This window comes from Pantoea hericii (genome assembly GCF_014155795.1).
GTDB lineage: Bacteria > Pseudomonadota > Gammaproteobacteria > Enterobacterales > Enterobacteriaceae > Pantoea > Pantoea eucalypti.
The window spans coordinates 174,265-188,079 of the sequence record NZ_SCKV01000007.1 but is presented as its reverse complement, the minus strand read 5'-3'; the positions used below and the strand labels follow the sequence as shown (position 1 = coordinate 188,079).

13 protein-coding genes are annotated in these 13,815 nt (G+C 56.9%); 10 read left to right on the top strand and 3 right to left on the bottom strand.

Annotated features, from left to right (window positions below; translation table 11 throughout):
* Positions 1-15: 15 nt before the first annotated feature.
* Complete coding sequence (locus H7K52_RS16285) at positions 16-696, bottom strand: hypothetical protein (RefSeq protein ID WP_182630225.1); 681 nt, start codon at positions 694-696, stop codon at positions 16-18.
* Between the two features lie 74 nt (positions 697-770).
* A complete protein-coding gene (locus H7K52_RS16280; protein ID WP_003849591.1) occupies positions 771-1,457 on the bottom strand; it encodes a hypothetical protein in 687 nt (228 codons plus the stop codon).
* Between the two features lie 155 nt (positions 1,458-1,612).
* Between H7K52_RS16280 and H7K52_RS16275 the strand changes: the two genes are divergently transcribed.
* The 9 genes from H7K52_RS16275 to H7K52_RS16235 all read left to right on the top strand — a co-directional run bounded on the left by H7K52_RS16275 (position 1,613) and on the right by H7K52_RS16235 (position 10,712).
* On the top strand, positions 1,613-2,179 hold the full coding sequence (locus H7K52_RS16275) for a DNA-3-methyladenine glycosylase I (protein ID WP_182630224.1): 567 nt from the start codon (positions 1,613-1,615) through the stop codon (positions 2,177-2,179).
* A gap of 110 nt (positions 2,180-2,289) precedes the next feature.
* On the top strand, positions 2,290-2,949 hold the full coding sequence (locus H7K52_RS16270; RefSeq protein WP_003849594.1) for an OmpA family lipoprotein: 660 nt from the start codon (positions 2,290-2,292) through the stop codon (positions 2,947-2,949).
* A 139-nt stretch (positions 2,950-3,088) separates the two neighbouring features.
* Entirely contained in the window at positions 3,089-4,069 is a 981-nt protein-coding gene (locus H7K52_RS16265; protein ID WP_003849595.1) for a LacI family DNA-binding transcriptional regulator, read from the top strand.
* Between the two features lie 65 nt (positions 4,070-4,134).
* The gene (locus H7K52_RS16260) at positions 4,135-5,160 is read left to right on the top strand and encodes a LacI family DNA-binding transcriptional regulator (protein WP_003849597.1); all 1,026 of its coding nucleotides are present in this window, start codon (positions 4,135-4,137) and stop codon (positions 5,158-5,160) included.
* A 139-nt stretch (positions 5,161-5,299) separates the two neighbouring features.
* Entirely contained in the window at positions 5,300-6,049 is a 750-nt protein-coding gene (locus H7K52_RS16255) for a sugar phosphate isomerase/epimerase family protein (RefSeq protein WP_008926383.1), read from the top strand.
* A gap of 9 nt (positions 6,050-6,058) precedes the next feature.
* Positions 6,059-7,018: a sugar kinase gene (locus H7K52_RS16250; protein WP_008926384.1), complete on the top strand. Its 960-nt coding sequence runs from the start codon at positions 6,059-6,061 to the stop codon at positions 7,016-7,018.
* A gap of 32 nt (positions 7,019-7,050) precedes the next feature.
* Positions 7,051-8,331: an MFS transporter gene (locus tag H7K52_RS16245; protein ID WP_003849602.1), complete on the top strand. Its 1,281-nt coding sequence runs from the start codon at positions 7,051-7,053 to the stop codon at positions 8,329-8,331.
* 74 nt (positions 8,332-8,405) lie between these two features.
* The gene (gene ghrB, locus H7K52_RS16240) at positions 8,406-9,380 is read left to right on the top strand and encodes a glyoxylate/hydroxypyruvate reductase GhrB (RefSeq protein WP_008926385.1); all 975 of its coding nucleotides are present in this window, start codon (positions 8,406-8,408) and stop codon (positions 9,378-9,380) included.
* An 81-nt stretch (positions 9,381-9,461) separates the two neighbouring features.
* Positions 9,462-10,712 (top strand): valine--pyruvate transaminase, encoded by a 1,251-nt coding sequence (locus H7K52_RS16235; protein WP_078805074.1) that lies wholly within the window; start codon positions 9,462-9,464, stop codon positions 10,710-10,712.
* On the opposite strand, the gene H7K52_RS16230 is transcribed toward H7K52_RS16235, so the two are convergent.
* Positions 10,709-12,169: an aminotransferase-like domain-containing protein gene (locus H7K52_RS16230; protein ID WP_154926848.1), complete on the bottom strand. Its 1,461-nt coding sequence runs from the start codon at positions 12,167-12,169 to the stop codon at positions 10,709-10,711. The two genes, H7K52_RS16235 and H7K52_RS16230, sit on opposite strands and share 4 nt — an antisense overlap.
* A 166-nt stretch (positions 12,170-12,335) precedes the next feature.
* Here H7K52_RS16230 and H7K52_RS16225 point away from each other — a divergent pair, with 166 nt between their 5' ends.
* Complete coding sequence (locus H7K52_RS16225) at positions 12,336-13,802, top strand: hypothetical protein (protein ID WP_140034177.1); 1,467 nt, start codon at positions 12,336-12,338, stop codon at positions 13,800-13,802.
* The last annotated feature ends 13 nt before the right edge of the window (positions 13,803-13,815 follow it).

Sequence of the window (13,815 nt, the reverse complement as noted above, 5' to 3'; positions counted from 1 at the left end):
AAGCAACGCTGCGGATCAGTGTGAGGTGACCGTGGAGGTCGCGTGGCGGGCCGGTGCAGATTCGGTGATTTGTACCCGGACACCCGCAGCAGCCGGACGGGTCTGCCACAAATAGCGCACTGAGGCGAGCCAGCAGAGGCTGTATCCCAGAAGCTCGGTACCCTCTTCGGCCATGTTTTTCACCACGCGGTTGTAATCTCCCAGCATCAGATGCTGCCACAGCGCATGCACACCAAACAGGCGGGAGAAGACCAGCACCACTAAGAAGCCAGAGGCCATCACCGGCCAGCTGCGGTGCAGCAGCAGATTCGCCAGCGCATGCACGGTTTTTTTCGGCGTCCGCAGCGCGACAGCCAGCGAACCCGCCGTAACGGCCAGTGCAAACCAGACCCAGCTGCCGTGCTGAAAAGTATCAAAAACAAAGTCGAGTTCGCGGATGAGCATGCAGCTGTAAAAGCCCGCCACTAAGGTCAGCGCCCCGCGCTGAGCGGGACGGCGTTGAGCCGCAATAAAGAACAGTGCGGCGATCATCGCCAGCATGCATTCCTGGGTGGTTTCAGTAAAAGAGGTTTCGTGGAGCGCGTCGTTCATCCAGGCCACATCAATGTAGACAGGGACGATAGTCAACGCGAGAACCAGAGCTGCCAGAAGGAAAACCGCTATTTCGCGGCCAATAATTGTCAAATCGTTGCGCATAAGGTTACCGGTATAATGATTAGCGGACTCATTATATTTTAAACGCCCGATTCCCTTTCTCATTTTATGCCCCGCTAGAAGCTGGCACTGAATCCAAAGGTATAAAGTTGCTGCTCCTGATTATTCAGCGCCTCACTTTGTGAAAACGCAGCAAAAGCCGCCAGATTCGCGTTGAGTGGCATTTGTGCACCGATGCTCACATCAATGCCATCGGATTGATCAGAGCCGTTGGTTGCCTCGCGCCGGGGATTCTGCGATGTATCGGCCATCAGATAGTGATAACTCAGCTGCGCCCAGGGCGATATCCATCCCTGTTTCGAATCAATGCGCCAGCCGACGCTGGCGCTCTGCTCACGGCTCTGCTGATCGCTGTAATCGCATTGCAGACAGTTCATCTGCTGCGGATCGACCGCATACTGCGCCACGGGTCCGGTGGTGAGTGACGGGGCAATAGGCAGGTCAACGCCCGCCCGATAGCGTTTTCCCAGCGGCGTAGTGCCTACGCTGCCGGTTTCACTGTGCAGGGCAATGGGGGATGCGGTAGGCGAGTTAATGGCGGCTTCAAACAGGGCGCGGCTTTCATCGCTGAAGGCGAGTGGGTTCAGGGCGATCTTCTCCGCCAGGATCGTGTCGTAGTCGGGAGAGAAGACGGGATGTTGAGGCGCAGAGGTGCCACCGCGGGCAAAAGTCGGTTGCGTTAAGAGTAACAGGCATACAGCACAGCAGGTCCGCAGACCTTTCCAACCGCTTCTCGGCACCATCGCTTCTCCGGGCAAAACTGAAGTTATTATCCGGCGTCTTAATTAAATTTTCGGCCCGTCTCTGTTATTTAACCGGTGGTTGTTTAACTATCAACCGATAAATTCTAAGATCAAGCGGACCGCCAGAATTTTCACGTCATTAAAGGAAAAAAGTGATGCAACGATGTGGTTGGGTAACGCAGGATCCCCTCTATCTGGCCTATCACGACCGTGAATGGGGTGTGGTGCAAAGAGACAAACGCGCGCTGTTTGAGATGCTTTGTCTGGAAGGGCAGCAGGCGGGATTATCCTGGATCACCGTGCTAAAAAAGCGGGAAAACTATCGGGCGGCCTTTCACCAGTTTGATCCGCAGGCCATAGCATTGATGGATTCCACAGATATTGACGCGCTGATGCTCAACAGCGGCATTATCCGCCACGCGGGTAAAATCGCGGCCATTATCGCTAACGCGCGTGCTTATCTTGAAATGGAGACGAAAGGCGAAGATTTCAGCCACTTCGTCTGGCAATTTGTCGATAACGTGCAAATCGTTCACGATTATTCTGATTACAGCCAGGCACCCACGACGTCAGAGCACGCCATTGCGCTCTCTAAGGCGTTAAAGCAGCGTGGTTTTAAATTCATCGGCCCCACAATTTGCTACTCCTTTATGCAGGCCTGTGGGCTGATAAATGATCATCAGAGCAACTGTTTTTGTCATCCTGACAATCAAAAGACGTGATTCACGGTAAATCAGGATTTTTCCGCACTACATTCCCTGGCATCAGGCGGCATAATCGTGCCACTTATGGGAAAGGTTTTCCCCTGTGTGTCGAATGTAAGGGAACAAAAATGCAGAAAAAATTAATCGCCATCACTTTGTTATTAAGCGGCACCCTGGCCCTGCCAGGGTGTACGACTAATCCTTACACCGGCGAATCTCAGGCGGGTAAGTCAGGCGTGGGCGCGGGCCTGGGCGCACTCGTGGGTGCCGGTGTCGGCGTGCTCTCCTCGTCGAAAAAAGATCGTCGTAAAGGCGCACTGATTGGTGCCGCTGGCGGTGCTGCACTGGGCGGTGGCGTGGGCTACTACATGGATGTACAGGAAGCGAAACTGCGCGACAAAATGCGCGGCACGGGTGTCAGCGTGACCCGTAATGGCGATAACATCGTTCTGAATATGCCAAATAATGTCACCTTCGACTCTAATAGCAGCAATCTGAAACCGGCCGGTGCAAATACCCTGACCGGTGTTTCAATGGTGCTGAAAGAGTATCCGAAAACAGCGGTAAACGTCGTAGGTTACACCGACAGCACTGGCAGCCGTGCACTGAACATGCGCCTGTCTCAACAGCGTGCTGAAAGTGTTGCCAGCGCGTTGATCGTGCAGGGTGTTGCCAGCGATCGCCTGCGTACGCAGGGTGCAGGCCCGGATAATCCGGTTGCCACCAACAGCACCGAAGCAGGCAAAGCACAAAACCGTCGTGTTGAGATCACGCTCAGCCCACTGTAATAATCGCGCGCGCCCCCGACCTGGGGGCGTCTTTTTTCTGTAAAGCCTTCCGCTAAAAGAACCAGTAATGTTTCGGCGAATAGAGCCAGCAGACGCTTTATGGTAGCCTGATCAAAAATTGATCAGAGAATGTTTCCTCATGTCTCTTAAAGCCATCGCTACGGTTTTAGGCCTTTCCGTGACGACGGTCAGTCGTGCCCTTAATGGTTATCAGGACGTTGCTCACGAAACGCGTAAGCGTATCGAAGAGGAAGCGCAGCGGCGCGGCTACCGACCCAATGCAGCGGCGCGGCGTCTGAAAACCGGTCGCGCTAACGCGGTGGGTCTTATCTACCCGATCAGTGCATCCTCTCTGAGTGGCAGCGACTTTAGCGACATGCTGCTGTCGCTGGATCATCACCTTGCCTGTCATGACATTAATCTGCTGTTACTGATGGATAAGCAGCAGAGTCAGTCGACACTGACACATCTGTTGCGCAGTGGGGCCGTGGATGCCCTTATCGTCGGTCACACTACGCCCGATGACAGCCGACTTCATGCGCTGCTTCAGGCTAATTTTCGCTTTCTGGCGCTGGGCCGCAGCGATCTGCCACCCACTTATGCCTGGTTTGATGTGGATCACTTCGCGGGTTCGCAGATGGCGGTGAGCTGGTCGCTGGCGCAGGGACGGCAGCGGATAGCCTGGCTCGGTAGCAATGAACACAGCACGCAGGTGCGTGAGCGTCGTCAGGGATATCTGACCGCGCTGGGCGATGTCGCACCTTATGCGATGGCGGCTGTGTCGCCGTCTCGCCGTGCCGGCTATCAGCAAACCAGGCAGTGGCTGGCAGAGGCGGCGGTACCGGAAGTGATTATCACCGACTGCGCTGTGCTGGCTGAAGGCGCCGCTCTGGCACTGCATCAGGCAGGACGGTCAGCAGGTGAGCGTGCCATTCTGCTGGCAGGCTGGGAGGGATTGCCGCGTGATGCGATTCTCGATCATCCCATTGTCGCTATTCGCCAGGCAACACCGCACCAGGCCGGAGAGCAGGTGGCTGAAATGGTCATCCAGCTGATCAATGGCGCACCACCGGAAACGTTACAGACCCTATGGCAACCCTGGCTGCAATTACCGGTATAGCACTTTTTGCGGTGAGCTTTGCTTGTGCTAGTCTCTGCCTGGTTTCTCATTTCGCAGGATATCTCATGAAAATCAGGCCGCCTCGTGCCACCATCAGCGATGTTGCTCACGCGGCACGAACGGGCAAAACCAGCGTTTCACGCTATCTCAATGGCGAGCTGCATCTGCTTTCTGACGGTTTAAAAGCGCGGATTGAGCAGGCGATTGCCGATCTCAGCTATCGTCCAAGCCAGATGGCGCGCGGCCTGAAGCGCGGACGTACCCGCCTGATCGGGCTGATTATTGCCGATATCACCAATCCCTATTCCGTCGATGTGATGAGCGGTATTGAAGCCGCCTGCCGCGAGCAGGGTTTTACCCTGCTGATGTGTAACACCAATAATGAAGTGGATCTGGAGCAGCACTATCTGCAACTGCTTAGCAGCTATCAGGTAGAAGGCATCGTGGTTAACGCGGTCGGTATGCGTGAAGAGGTGCTGAATCATCTGCAACAATCCCTGCTGCCAATGGTGCTGATTGACCGAAAAATCCCCGATTTTCCCTGCGATGTAGTGGGACTGAATAACGCCGAAGCGGCTGAAACAGCCACGCGCCATCTGGTCGACAATGGCTATAACGCACTGCTGTTTCTGAGTGAGCCGCTGGGCAGCGTCAACACTCGCCGCGAGCGTCTGCAGGCTTTCCGCCAGCTGCTGGCAACGCATCCTCAGGTTGAGCATGAGAATACTGAAGTGGGGCTGCATCAGCCCGATGCGCTGGACCAGGCGTTGCTGGCCTTCCATCAGCGTCATACCGGCAAACGCTGCGCGGTGATGGTCGCCAACGGGGCGCTGACGCTGCAGGTGGCGCGATCGTTACAACGACTCAATCTGCACTGGGGTCGCGATATCGGCCTGCTCGGTTTTGATGAACTGGAGTGGGCGGCGCTGGCCGGTGTCGGTATCACCACGCTGAAACAACCCACCTGGCAGATTGGCTTCAGTGCACTGGAACGCCTGATTGCCCGTATTGAGGGCAGTGATGTGCCGGTTGGCGAGCAGGTCTTCTCTGGTGAACTGATTGTTCGCGGCTCAAGCCAGCCTCTGGGCTGAATTTCAGATTTAACCTTCCGTTTACGTGCTCGCTTCGTGAGCACGATCATAATTTCACAGTTTGCTCCTTTGCTTTGGAACCGGTTCCATTTAGGGTTTTTCTATTCGTTATGGGCAGAACCCTGCCATGGAGTAGAACATGAAACCTGACATCATCGTGGTGACCGCCGCTTATGGCCACGCGCAGATCGCCGCACTCGGCGGTCAGCGTGCGCTGCTGCCGATTATTCAGCAGGCGGGCGCTGACGGCGTTGAAATCCGCCGCGAACTGCTTGATGACACGGCGCTTACCGATCTGCCCGCGCTGGGCCGGGCGGTGGCGCAGCATCAGCTGCACGCCAGCTATTCGGTGCCCGATACGCTGTTTTGTGACGGCGGCGAAATCAATCCACGCCTGATCCACTACGTTGAAGAAGCACGCCAGTTAAACGCTCAGCGGCTGAAAGTGGCGCTGGGAGACTTTACCGGTGCACTCCCTCGCGAAACGTTGCAGGCGCTGCTGGCGGATCTGCCGTTTCAGCTGACCGTGGAAAATGACCAGACTGAGCATGGTCGACTGGCGCCGTCCGTCGCGTTTTTTACGGCGGTCAGGGAAGCCGATCTGCCGATCAGCATGACCTTTGATATGGGTAACTGGCGCTGGACCGGGGAAGATGCCGACCAGGCAGCGCAACAACTGGCCGCGCAGGTGGGTTATGTGCACGTCAAAGCGGCCGTGCCGCACCAGGATAGCTTCCGGGCGATTGCGCTGGATGAGGCGGATGACCACTGGCGCACGCTGCTGCAACAGCTGCCCGCACAGGCACCGCGCGGTATCGAATTTCCGCTGGAAGGCGACGATCTGACTGCGGTGACACGCCACTACGTGTCGCTGCTGCGTAACGTGTAAGGAACAGATATGACGCACATTAATCATCACAACGGTCAGCTTGATGTGGTCACCATCGGTGAAGCGATGGCGATGTTTATCGCCCGCGAGACTGGCGATCTGGCCGCAGCAGAGACCTTTGTTAAACGTTCTGCGGGCGCTGAACTCAATGTGGCGACCGGCCTGGCACGTCTTGGCCTGAAAGTGGGCTGGGTCAGCCGTATCGGCGATGACGCTTTCGGCCGGTTTATCTGCCAGCAGCTGGAAAAAGAGGGTATCGACCACGCCTGTGTGACGGTCGATAAACGCTATCCCACCGGTTTTCAGCTCAAGTCCAAAGTCGATGACGGTTCTGATCCGCTGGTGGAATATTTTCGTAAAGGCTCGGCGGCCAGCCATCTGTCGGTTGAGGATTTTGATGCAGACTATTTCGGCTCGGCGCGTCATCTGCACCTGAGCGGTGTGGCGGCGGCGCTGTCAGAGAGCTCGCTGGCGCTGCTGAAGCACACCGCCAAAGAAATGCGTGCACGCGGTAAAACTATTTCGTTTGACCCTAACCTGCGGCCGGTGTTGTGGCGCAGCGAAGAGGAGATGCGTAAGCAACTCAATCTGCTGGCGGAGTATGCCGACTGGGTGCTGCCGGGCGAAAAAGAGGGGCTGATTCTGACCGGTTATCGTCAGCCGGAAGCGATCGCCGATTTCTATCTCGACAAGGGTGTCAAAGCCGTGGTCATAAAAACCGGTTGTGACGGTGCCTGGTATAAAACGTCGCAGGGCGAAAAGGGTCAGGTTGAGGCGATAAAAGTCGATAACGTGGTGGATACCGTGGGTGCCGGTGACGGTTTTGCCGTTGGCGTTATCAGCGCCCTGCTGGAAGGTCAGTCGCTGCCGCAGGCGATTCGTCGCGGCAACAAAATTGGTTCGATGGCGATTCAGGTCATTGGTGACAGCGAAGGTCTGCCGACGCGTCAGCAACTGGGCGACGTGTAGTTCGCGCCCCTCTACAGTCACAGGAGTTCCCGATGAAAAAGCAGACAATCGCGCCAAAACGCTGGTGGTTCATCATGCCCATCGTGTTTATCACCTACAGCCTGGCGTATCTTGATCGTGCAAATTTTAGCTTCGCTTCTGCTGCCGGGATTAATGACGATCTCGGCATCACCAAAGGCATGTCCTCGCTGCTGGGTGCGCTGTTCTTCCTGGGTTACTTCTTCTTCCAGATCCCGGGTGCGATTTACGCCGAACGCCGCAGCGTCAAAAAACTGATCTTCGTTTGCCTGATTCTGTGGGGCGGCTGCGCCTCGCTGACCGGCGTGGTCAGCAACATTCCGATGCTGGCAGCCATTCGCTTTGTTCTGGGCGTGGTGGAAGCTGCGGTAATGCCTGCGATGCTGATTTATATCAGCAACTGGTTTACCAAATCGGAGCGTTCACGCGCCAACACCTTCCTGATCCTGGGGAATCCCGTCACGGTGCTGTGGATGTCGGTGGTGTCGGGCTATCTGATCGAATCCTTTGGCTGGCGTGAGATGTTTATCATCGAAGGGATTCCTGCGGTGATCTGGGCGATCGCCTGGTGGTTCCTGGTGCAGGATAAACCCGCACAGGCGCGCTGGATGAGCGATGCCGAGAAAGCGGCGTTGCAGGCTGAACTGCAGAAAGAGCAGGAAAACATCAAAGCGGTGCGCAACTACGGTGAAGCGTTCCGTAACCGCAACGTGATCATTCTCTGTCTGCAATATTTTGCCTGGAGCATCGGCGTGTATGGCTTTGTGCTGTGGCTGCCGTCGATTCTGCGTAACGGCACGCAGATGGGCATGGTCGAAGCGGGCTGGTTGTCAGCGGTGCCTTATCTGGCGGCAACCATTGCGATGGTGATTGTCTCCTGGGCGTCTGACAAAACCCAGAACCGCAAGCTGTTCGTCTGGCCACTGCTGCTGATCGGTGCGCTGGCTTTCCTCGGCTCGTACCTGGTGGGATCTAACCACTTCTGGATGTCCTACACCCTGTTGGTGATTGCCGGTGCCGCGATGTATGCGCCTTACGGACCGTTCTTTGCCATCATCCCTGAAATGCTGCCGCGTAATGTTGCCGGTGGTGCAATGGCGTTGATCAACAGCATGGGTGCGCTGGGATCGTTTATCGGTTCATGGATTGTCGGCTATCTTAATGGAGCAACCGGCAGCCCATCCGCCTCCTACATCTTTATGGGATCGGCCCTGCTGGTTTCGGTGTGGCTGACGCTGATTGTGAAGCCGGCGCAGAATAAAGCGCCACCGTTGCAGGGTGCGAAACCGGCCTGAAAGCGTAAACGTTAGCCTCTATTTCTCCGGGCGGCCTGCAAGCCGCCCGTAACTTATTGACCGGGAGCCACCGAATGAAACCCGCTGTAATTCTTTATAAAAAACTGCCTGACGATCTTTATGCCCGCCTGGCTGAACAGTGTGACGTGACGGAAATCAGCGATCTCTCACCAGAGAGCCAGCAGAAGTATGCTGCGGATTTCCAGCAGGCAGAAGGTCTGCTGGGATCGGGCGGTAAAGTGAATGGCGAGCTGCTGGCGAAAATGCCCAATCTTCGCGTCTGCTCCAGCGTCTCTGTGGGCTACGATAATTTTGATGTAGACGCCCTGAATCAGCGTAACGTGGTGCTGATGCACACGCCGACCGTGCTGACCGAAACCGTGGCAGACACCATGATGGCGCTGGTGCTGAGCACGGCGCGCCGGGTGCCGGAACTGGATGCCTGGGTTAAAGCGGGTAACTGGCAGAAGAGCATCGGACCGGCGCAGTTCGGCATCGACGTACACCATAAAACGCTGGGTATTCTCGGCATGGGACGTATCGGGATGGCGCTTGCGCAGCGGGCGCACTTTGGTTTTGGCATGAAAATCCTCTATAACGCCCGCCGTGAGCATGAGGAGGCACAGTCACGCTTTGGCGCACAGCGCTGTGAACGGGAAGCGCTGCTGAAGCAGAGTGATTTCGTCTGCATTAGCCTGCCGCTGACTGAAGAGACACACCATCTGATTGGGGCCGCCGAGCTGGACCTGATGAAACCGGATGCGGTGCTGATCAACGCCGGGCGCGGACCGGTGGTGGATGAGAAGGCGCTGATCGCTGCCTTGCAGGCAGGCAAACTGCATGCCGCCGGACTGGATGTGTTTGAGCAGGAGCCGGTCTCTGCCGACTCCCCACTGCTGTCATTGCCCAATGTGGTGACGCTGCCGCACATCGGTTCTGCGACACACGAAACCCGTTACGGCATGATGCAGGATGCGGTAGAAAATCTCATCGCCGCACTTGGCGGAAGCGTCGAGAAGAACTGCGTTAACCCGCAGGCACTGAAGTAATCCCCACGCCTTCCCATTGCGCCCGCCGATGGCGGGCGTTATGGTGGACCCCCGATTCGTTATCACAAATATTTAACCGCTATGTCCTTTTCTCAGTTCGGCGACAAATTTACCCAACATTCCGGCATCTCACGTCTGATGGAAGATATGGGCGCGGGCCTCCGCACGCCCGGCACCATCATGCTGGGTGGCGGCAATCCGGCGCAAATTCCGGCCATGAACGACTACTTTCAGCAACTGCTGCAGCAGATGCACGAGGAAGGCAAACTCAGCGAAGCGCTGTGCAATTATGACGGTCCGCGTGGCAAAGCGACGCTGCTGGCGTCACTGGCTGAATTGCTGCGTGAACAGCTTGGCTGGCCGATCACCGCAGAGAATATCGCACTGACCAACGGCAGTCAGAGCGCTTTCTTCTATCTGTTTAACCTGTATGCCGGTCGCCGGGCCGATGGCAGCAAGAAGCGAGTGCTGTTCCCGCTGGCGCCTGAGTATCTTGGCTATGCGGATGCCGGTCTGGAAGAGGCGCTGTTTGTCTCGGCGAAGCCGAACATTGAGCTGCTGCCGGAAGGCCAGTTTAAATATCATGTCGATTTCGAGCATCTGCCGATGAACGATGAGGTCGGGCTGATCTGCGTCTCGCGCCCGACAAATCCTACCGGTAATGTGATCACTGATGATGAGCTGATGCAGCTCGATGCGCTGGCACAGCAGCATGACGTGCCGCTGCTGATCGACAATGCCTATGGTGTGCCGTTCCCCGGCATCATCTTCAGCGAGGTGCGCCCGCTGTGGAATCCCAACATCATTCTCTGCATGAGTCTGTCGAAGCTCGGCCTGCCGGGTGCGCGTTGCGGCATTATTATTGCTGACGAGAAGACGATTACTGCACTGAGCAACATGAACGGCATTATCAGTCTGGCACCAGGCAGTATCGGTCCGGCCATCGCCAATGAGATGATTCGTCGCGGCGATCTGTTGCGGCTCTCCGAAGAGGTGATCAAGCCGTTCTACCAGCAGAAGGTGCAGCAGACCATCGCGATCCTGCGGCGCTATCTGCCGGAAGATCGCTGCCTGATCCACAAGCCGGAAGGGGCCATTTTCCTCTGGCTCTGGTTCCGCGATCTGCCGATCACCACTGAATTGCTTTATCAGCGGCTTAAAGCGCGCGGCGTGTTGATGGTGCCAGGCCACTTCTTCTTCCCGGGGCTGGAGCAGGCGTGGCCACACACCCATCAATGTATGCGGATGAACTACGTGCCGGATGCAGAGAACATCGAGCGGGCAGTGCAGATTCTGGCGGAAGAGGTTGAGATCGCCTGGCGCGACAGCTAATCCTGCTCTTCCTGTGGATCGGTTAACGACAGCTGGCACCACTGTGCCAGCTGTTTAATGGCCTGTTCCACCTCAGCATTCCAGCCGAAACCGGCATTCAGCCGGAAACAGTGATCGTAGCGCTGGTCGGTGGCAAAAATGTGGCCCGGCGCAATGCCGATGCCCGCATTACGCGCTTTCAGAAACAGCTCACGCACGTTCAGCGCCTTTCCCGGCATCTCGACCCACAGCACATAGCCTCCTTCCGGATCGGACACGCGTGTTCCCGCCGGAAATTCCCGCAGCACCGACTGACGCATCTCACGGATTTGCCGCGCCAGCTCGCGACGCAGCTTGCGCAGATGCGCATCATAGCCCCCGCTGCGCAGCAACTCCGCCACCGCCGCCTGTGACAACACCGAGGTGCCCATCGTAGAGGTATATTTCAGCGAGGCGATTTTGCGCATGTAATTGACGCTGTGAACCCAGCCAATGCGAATGCCAGGTGCCACGGTTTTGGAAAAGCCGCTGCAGAGAATGGCGTTGGGGCTGAAGGCGCGCATCGGGAAGGGGCGACGCTCACCAAAGGCGGTATCGCCAAAAATATCATCCTCAATGATCACCACATCGTTTTCATCCGCCTGCCGCGCAATATAGGCTTTATGCTCGTTAGGAATGCTCTTGCCCAGCGGATTATTGACGTTGCACAGGGTGAGAAAAACCCGTACCGCCTTGCGCTGAAATAATCCGGTCAGCTTCGCCACATTCACATACCCTTCCGGCCCGGCTTCCACTTCAATCACCCGTAAATTGAGGTTATGCAGCATCTGCAGCAGCACGAAATAGCAGGGTGACTCTACTGCCACCACATCGCCCGGCTGGGTGGTGGCGCGCAGGGACAGCGAAATCGCCTCTATGCAGCCGTTGGTGATCAGAATGTCGTCGGCGCTGATATTGCAGCCGTAATCGACCGCGCGTCGGGCAATCTCAGTTTTCAGCGGCGCATAGCCGGTACCTTTGACCGTATTGCCGAGCAGCGCCGGTTTGCTGTAGCCCATCTGGCGCATCAGCAGGCCGATGCGCTTGACCGGATAAAGGGCGCTGTCGCCGTTAGCCAGATCGAGACGCACCCGGCAGTCTGAGCCGAGCATCGCCAGATGCAGTTCTGTCTGCTCATCCAGCGGCGCGATGGCGCGCGGCTGTTCGCTGACGGCGGGCAGCTGACGCGAGGCAGGCCGCTGCGAGGCAACAAAAAAGCCCGATTTTGGACGGGCAACGGCGTAGCGCTCATCTTCCAGCGTGCGCAGTGTTTTCAGGGCGGTGGTGAGGCTGACATTGTACTGTGTTGCCAGCGTCCGCACCGACGGCAGACGGCTGTCGGGTGCCAGTGAACCGCCGTGAATGGCCTGCTTAATCTGTTCTGCGATCTGGCGGTAACGACTGTTCTGACTCTCCTGTTCCCCGATAATATCGGCCATCTGTTCCACCCCATATCGCGCTGATCTGTGCATATTCAACAGAGTACATTCAAAGTAGTTTAGGCTGCATCTCTTAATTATTCATGACGCTAAACGGCCCGACGCCCCGTCAGCCGCCGGCTTCAGGCCATAAAGTGATACTGTTCAACTGAGGGAAACGTGAAAAATGAACAATCTGCCCGCCATGATGAAGGAGATTGAAGCGTATCTGTCGCCCGCCATCATTGAATCGGCTCAGCGCTGCTCTGTTCGCCTGCTGGCGGCGTTGCCGGATCAGCAGATGCTGGAAAATAACCGCGTTCTGCTCGCCTATGGCGGCGGAAAAGACAGTAGCTACATGGTGGCTTACGTGCGTTACCTTCAGGGGCTGATCTGGCTGCAGCAGGGCAGCACGTTTCATCTGCGGGTCAGTACTAACCGTCATGCGGCGATGAATCAGAGCGTGATGGAGAACATCCACCGCGTTTATCAGGCGCTGGCGATGCATGACGATGAACGGACAGAATGCCTGGTGGTAGATGGCCTGCTGATCCGACCGTTTGCCCGCGACCTGACGATTCCTGAGAGCGTACGGCAGCAGAACCGCAATGACGTGCTGATGAATGGCCACCGTTTTCGCGCTGATGCGCGCTCGACCTTCTGCAACGCCTGTAATCTCAGCATGGTGAACTCCTTTGGTCTGGCGGCAGACTACAACGGCGGCGTGGATCTGATTATCACCGGCGACTCGCCGCAGGAGCAGGCCGCCTATGTCGCCTGGGCGAGACACCTTTCCCGGCTGTTTGATGCGCCGGTAGCGGACAAAAGCCGGGGCTTCAGCGGATTTCTCCAGACGCTGGACGGTGTGGCAGAGCGCTACTTCTCTGACGTTTACGGGGCCGATCAGCTGACAGCCGCGCACCGCATCACCCATCAGCTCGCACGTGACCCGCTGTTTTTCAACATTTATCAGGACACCGCCTATGAAGCGGGCGCGCACTGGGCGCTGCTCAGCGAATTTATGCGCTTCCGTTTTGATGAACTGATGTTCAGCTTTTCCGAGTCCGACTGCGGTAATCCAACGCTGATGGCGCATCTGCGCGGACTGCGGGCTGAAACGCTGCTGCAGCGCCACTATGCCGAAGGGATCCGCGAGTATGTGCGCTTCGCGCTGGGGCTGATGGTGAAGAAAGATTTTCCGTCCGCGCTCATTAATGAGATGGCGGCGCGCTATCAGGACGACGACGCCATCCGGCAGCAGCGGCAGCGCGCGGCAGATTTCGCCATGCAGGCGTTTAACCTCAGTGAAGATCAGCTGATCTGCATGATTTACTCACCCTTCCTGGCGCACGGAGAGCAGCTGGGACACTGGCTGTCGCAGCAGCAGATTGCGCTGGAGGAAGCCGCTATTCGCGATCTGATTGAACAACGCAATAACGACGTCGAACTGGCTCAGCAGTTAACACAGCTCTCCGGCCTGACGCTGACGCAGATGCGCCACTGCTGGCAGAGCAGGCCGGTCAGTTCGCTGCTGGAGGGCAAAAGTACCGATCCGCTGTCGCGCGTCCTGCGTTTTGATCCTCACAAAGCGGTGATTCAGGTCAATAACGGTGTGCTCAATGACATCGTGACAGAAATCATTTCCGGGCGTTAACCCGGTAAGGCGA

What these genes read in the sequence shown, in the direction of transcription:
- H7K52_RS16285 (WP_182630225.1), bottom strand. Translation starts at nt 696, where the DNA reads ATGCGCAACGATTTGACAATTATTGGCCGCGAAATAGCGGTTTTCCTT.
- H7K52_RS16235 (WP_078805074.1), top strand. Translation starts at nt 9,462, where the DNA reads ATGTCCTTTTCTCAGTTCGGCGACAAATTTACCCAACATTCCGGCATC.
- H7K52_RS16280 (WP_003849591.1), bottom strand. Translation starts at nt 1,457, where the DNA reads ATGGTGCCGAGAAGCGGTTGGAAAGGTCTGCGGACCTGCTGTGCTGTA.
- H7K52_RS16245 (WP_003849602.1), top strand. Translation starts at nt 7,051, where the DNA reads ATGAAAAAGCAGACAATCGCGCCAAAACGCTGGTGGTTCATCATGCCC.
- H7K52_RS16230 (WP_154926848.1), bottom strand. Translation starts at nt 12,169, where the DNA reads ATGGCCGATATTATCGGGGAACAGGAGAGTCAGAACAGTCGTTACCGC.
- H7K52_RS16250 (WP_008926384.1), top strand. Translation starts at nt 6,059, where the DNA reads ATGACGCACATTAATCATCACAACGGTCAGCTTGATGTGGTCACCATC.
- H7K52_RS16260 (WP_003849597.1), top strand. Translation starts at nt 4,135, where the DNA reads ATGAAAATCAGGCCGCCTCGTGCCACCATCAGCGATGTTGCTCACGCG.
- H7K52_RS16275 (WP_182630224.1), top strand. Translation starts at nt 1,613, where the DNA reads ATGCAACGATGTGGTTGGGTAACGCAGGATCCCCTCTATCTGGCCTAT.
- H7K52_RS16265 (WP_003849595.1), top strand. Translation starts at nt 3,089, where the DNA reads ATGTCTCTTAAAGCCATCGCTACGGTTTTAGGCCTTTCCGTGACGACG.
- H7K52_RS16270 (WP_003849594.1), top strand. Translation starts at nt 2,290, where the DNA reads ATGCAGAAAAAATTAATCGCCATCACTTTGTTATTAAGCGGCACCCTG.
- H7K52_RS16255 (WP_008926383.1), top strand. Translation starts at nt 5,300, where the DNA reads ATGAAACCTGACATCATCGTGGTGACCGCCGCTTATGGCCACGCGCAG.
- H7K52_RS16225 (WP_140034177.1), top strand. Translation starts at nt 12,336, where the DNA reads ATGAACAATCTGCCCGCCATGATGAAGGAGATTGAAGCGTATCTGTCG.
- ghrB (WP_008926385.1), top strand. Translation starts at nt 8,406, where the DNA reads ATGAAACCCGCTGTAATTCTTTATAAAAAACTGCCTGACGATCTTTAT.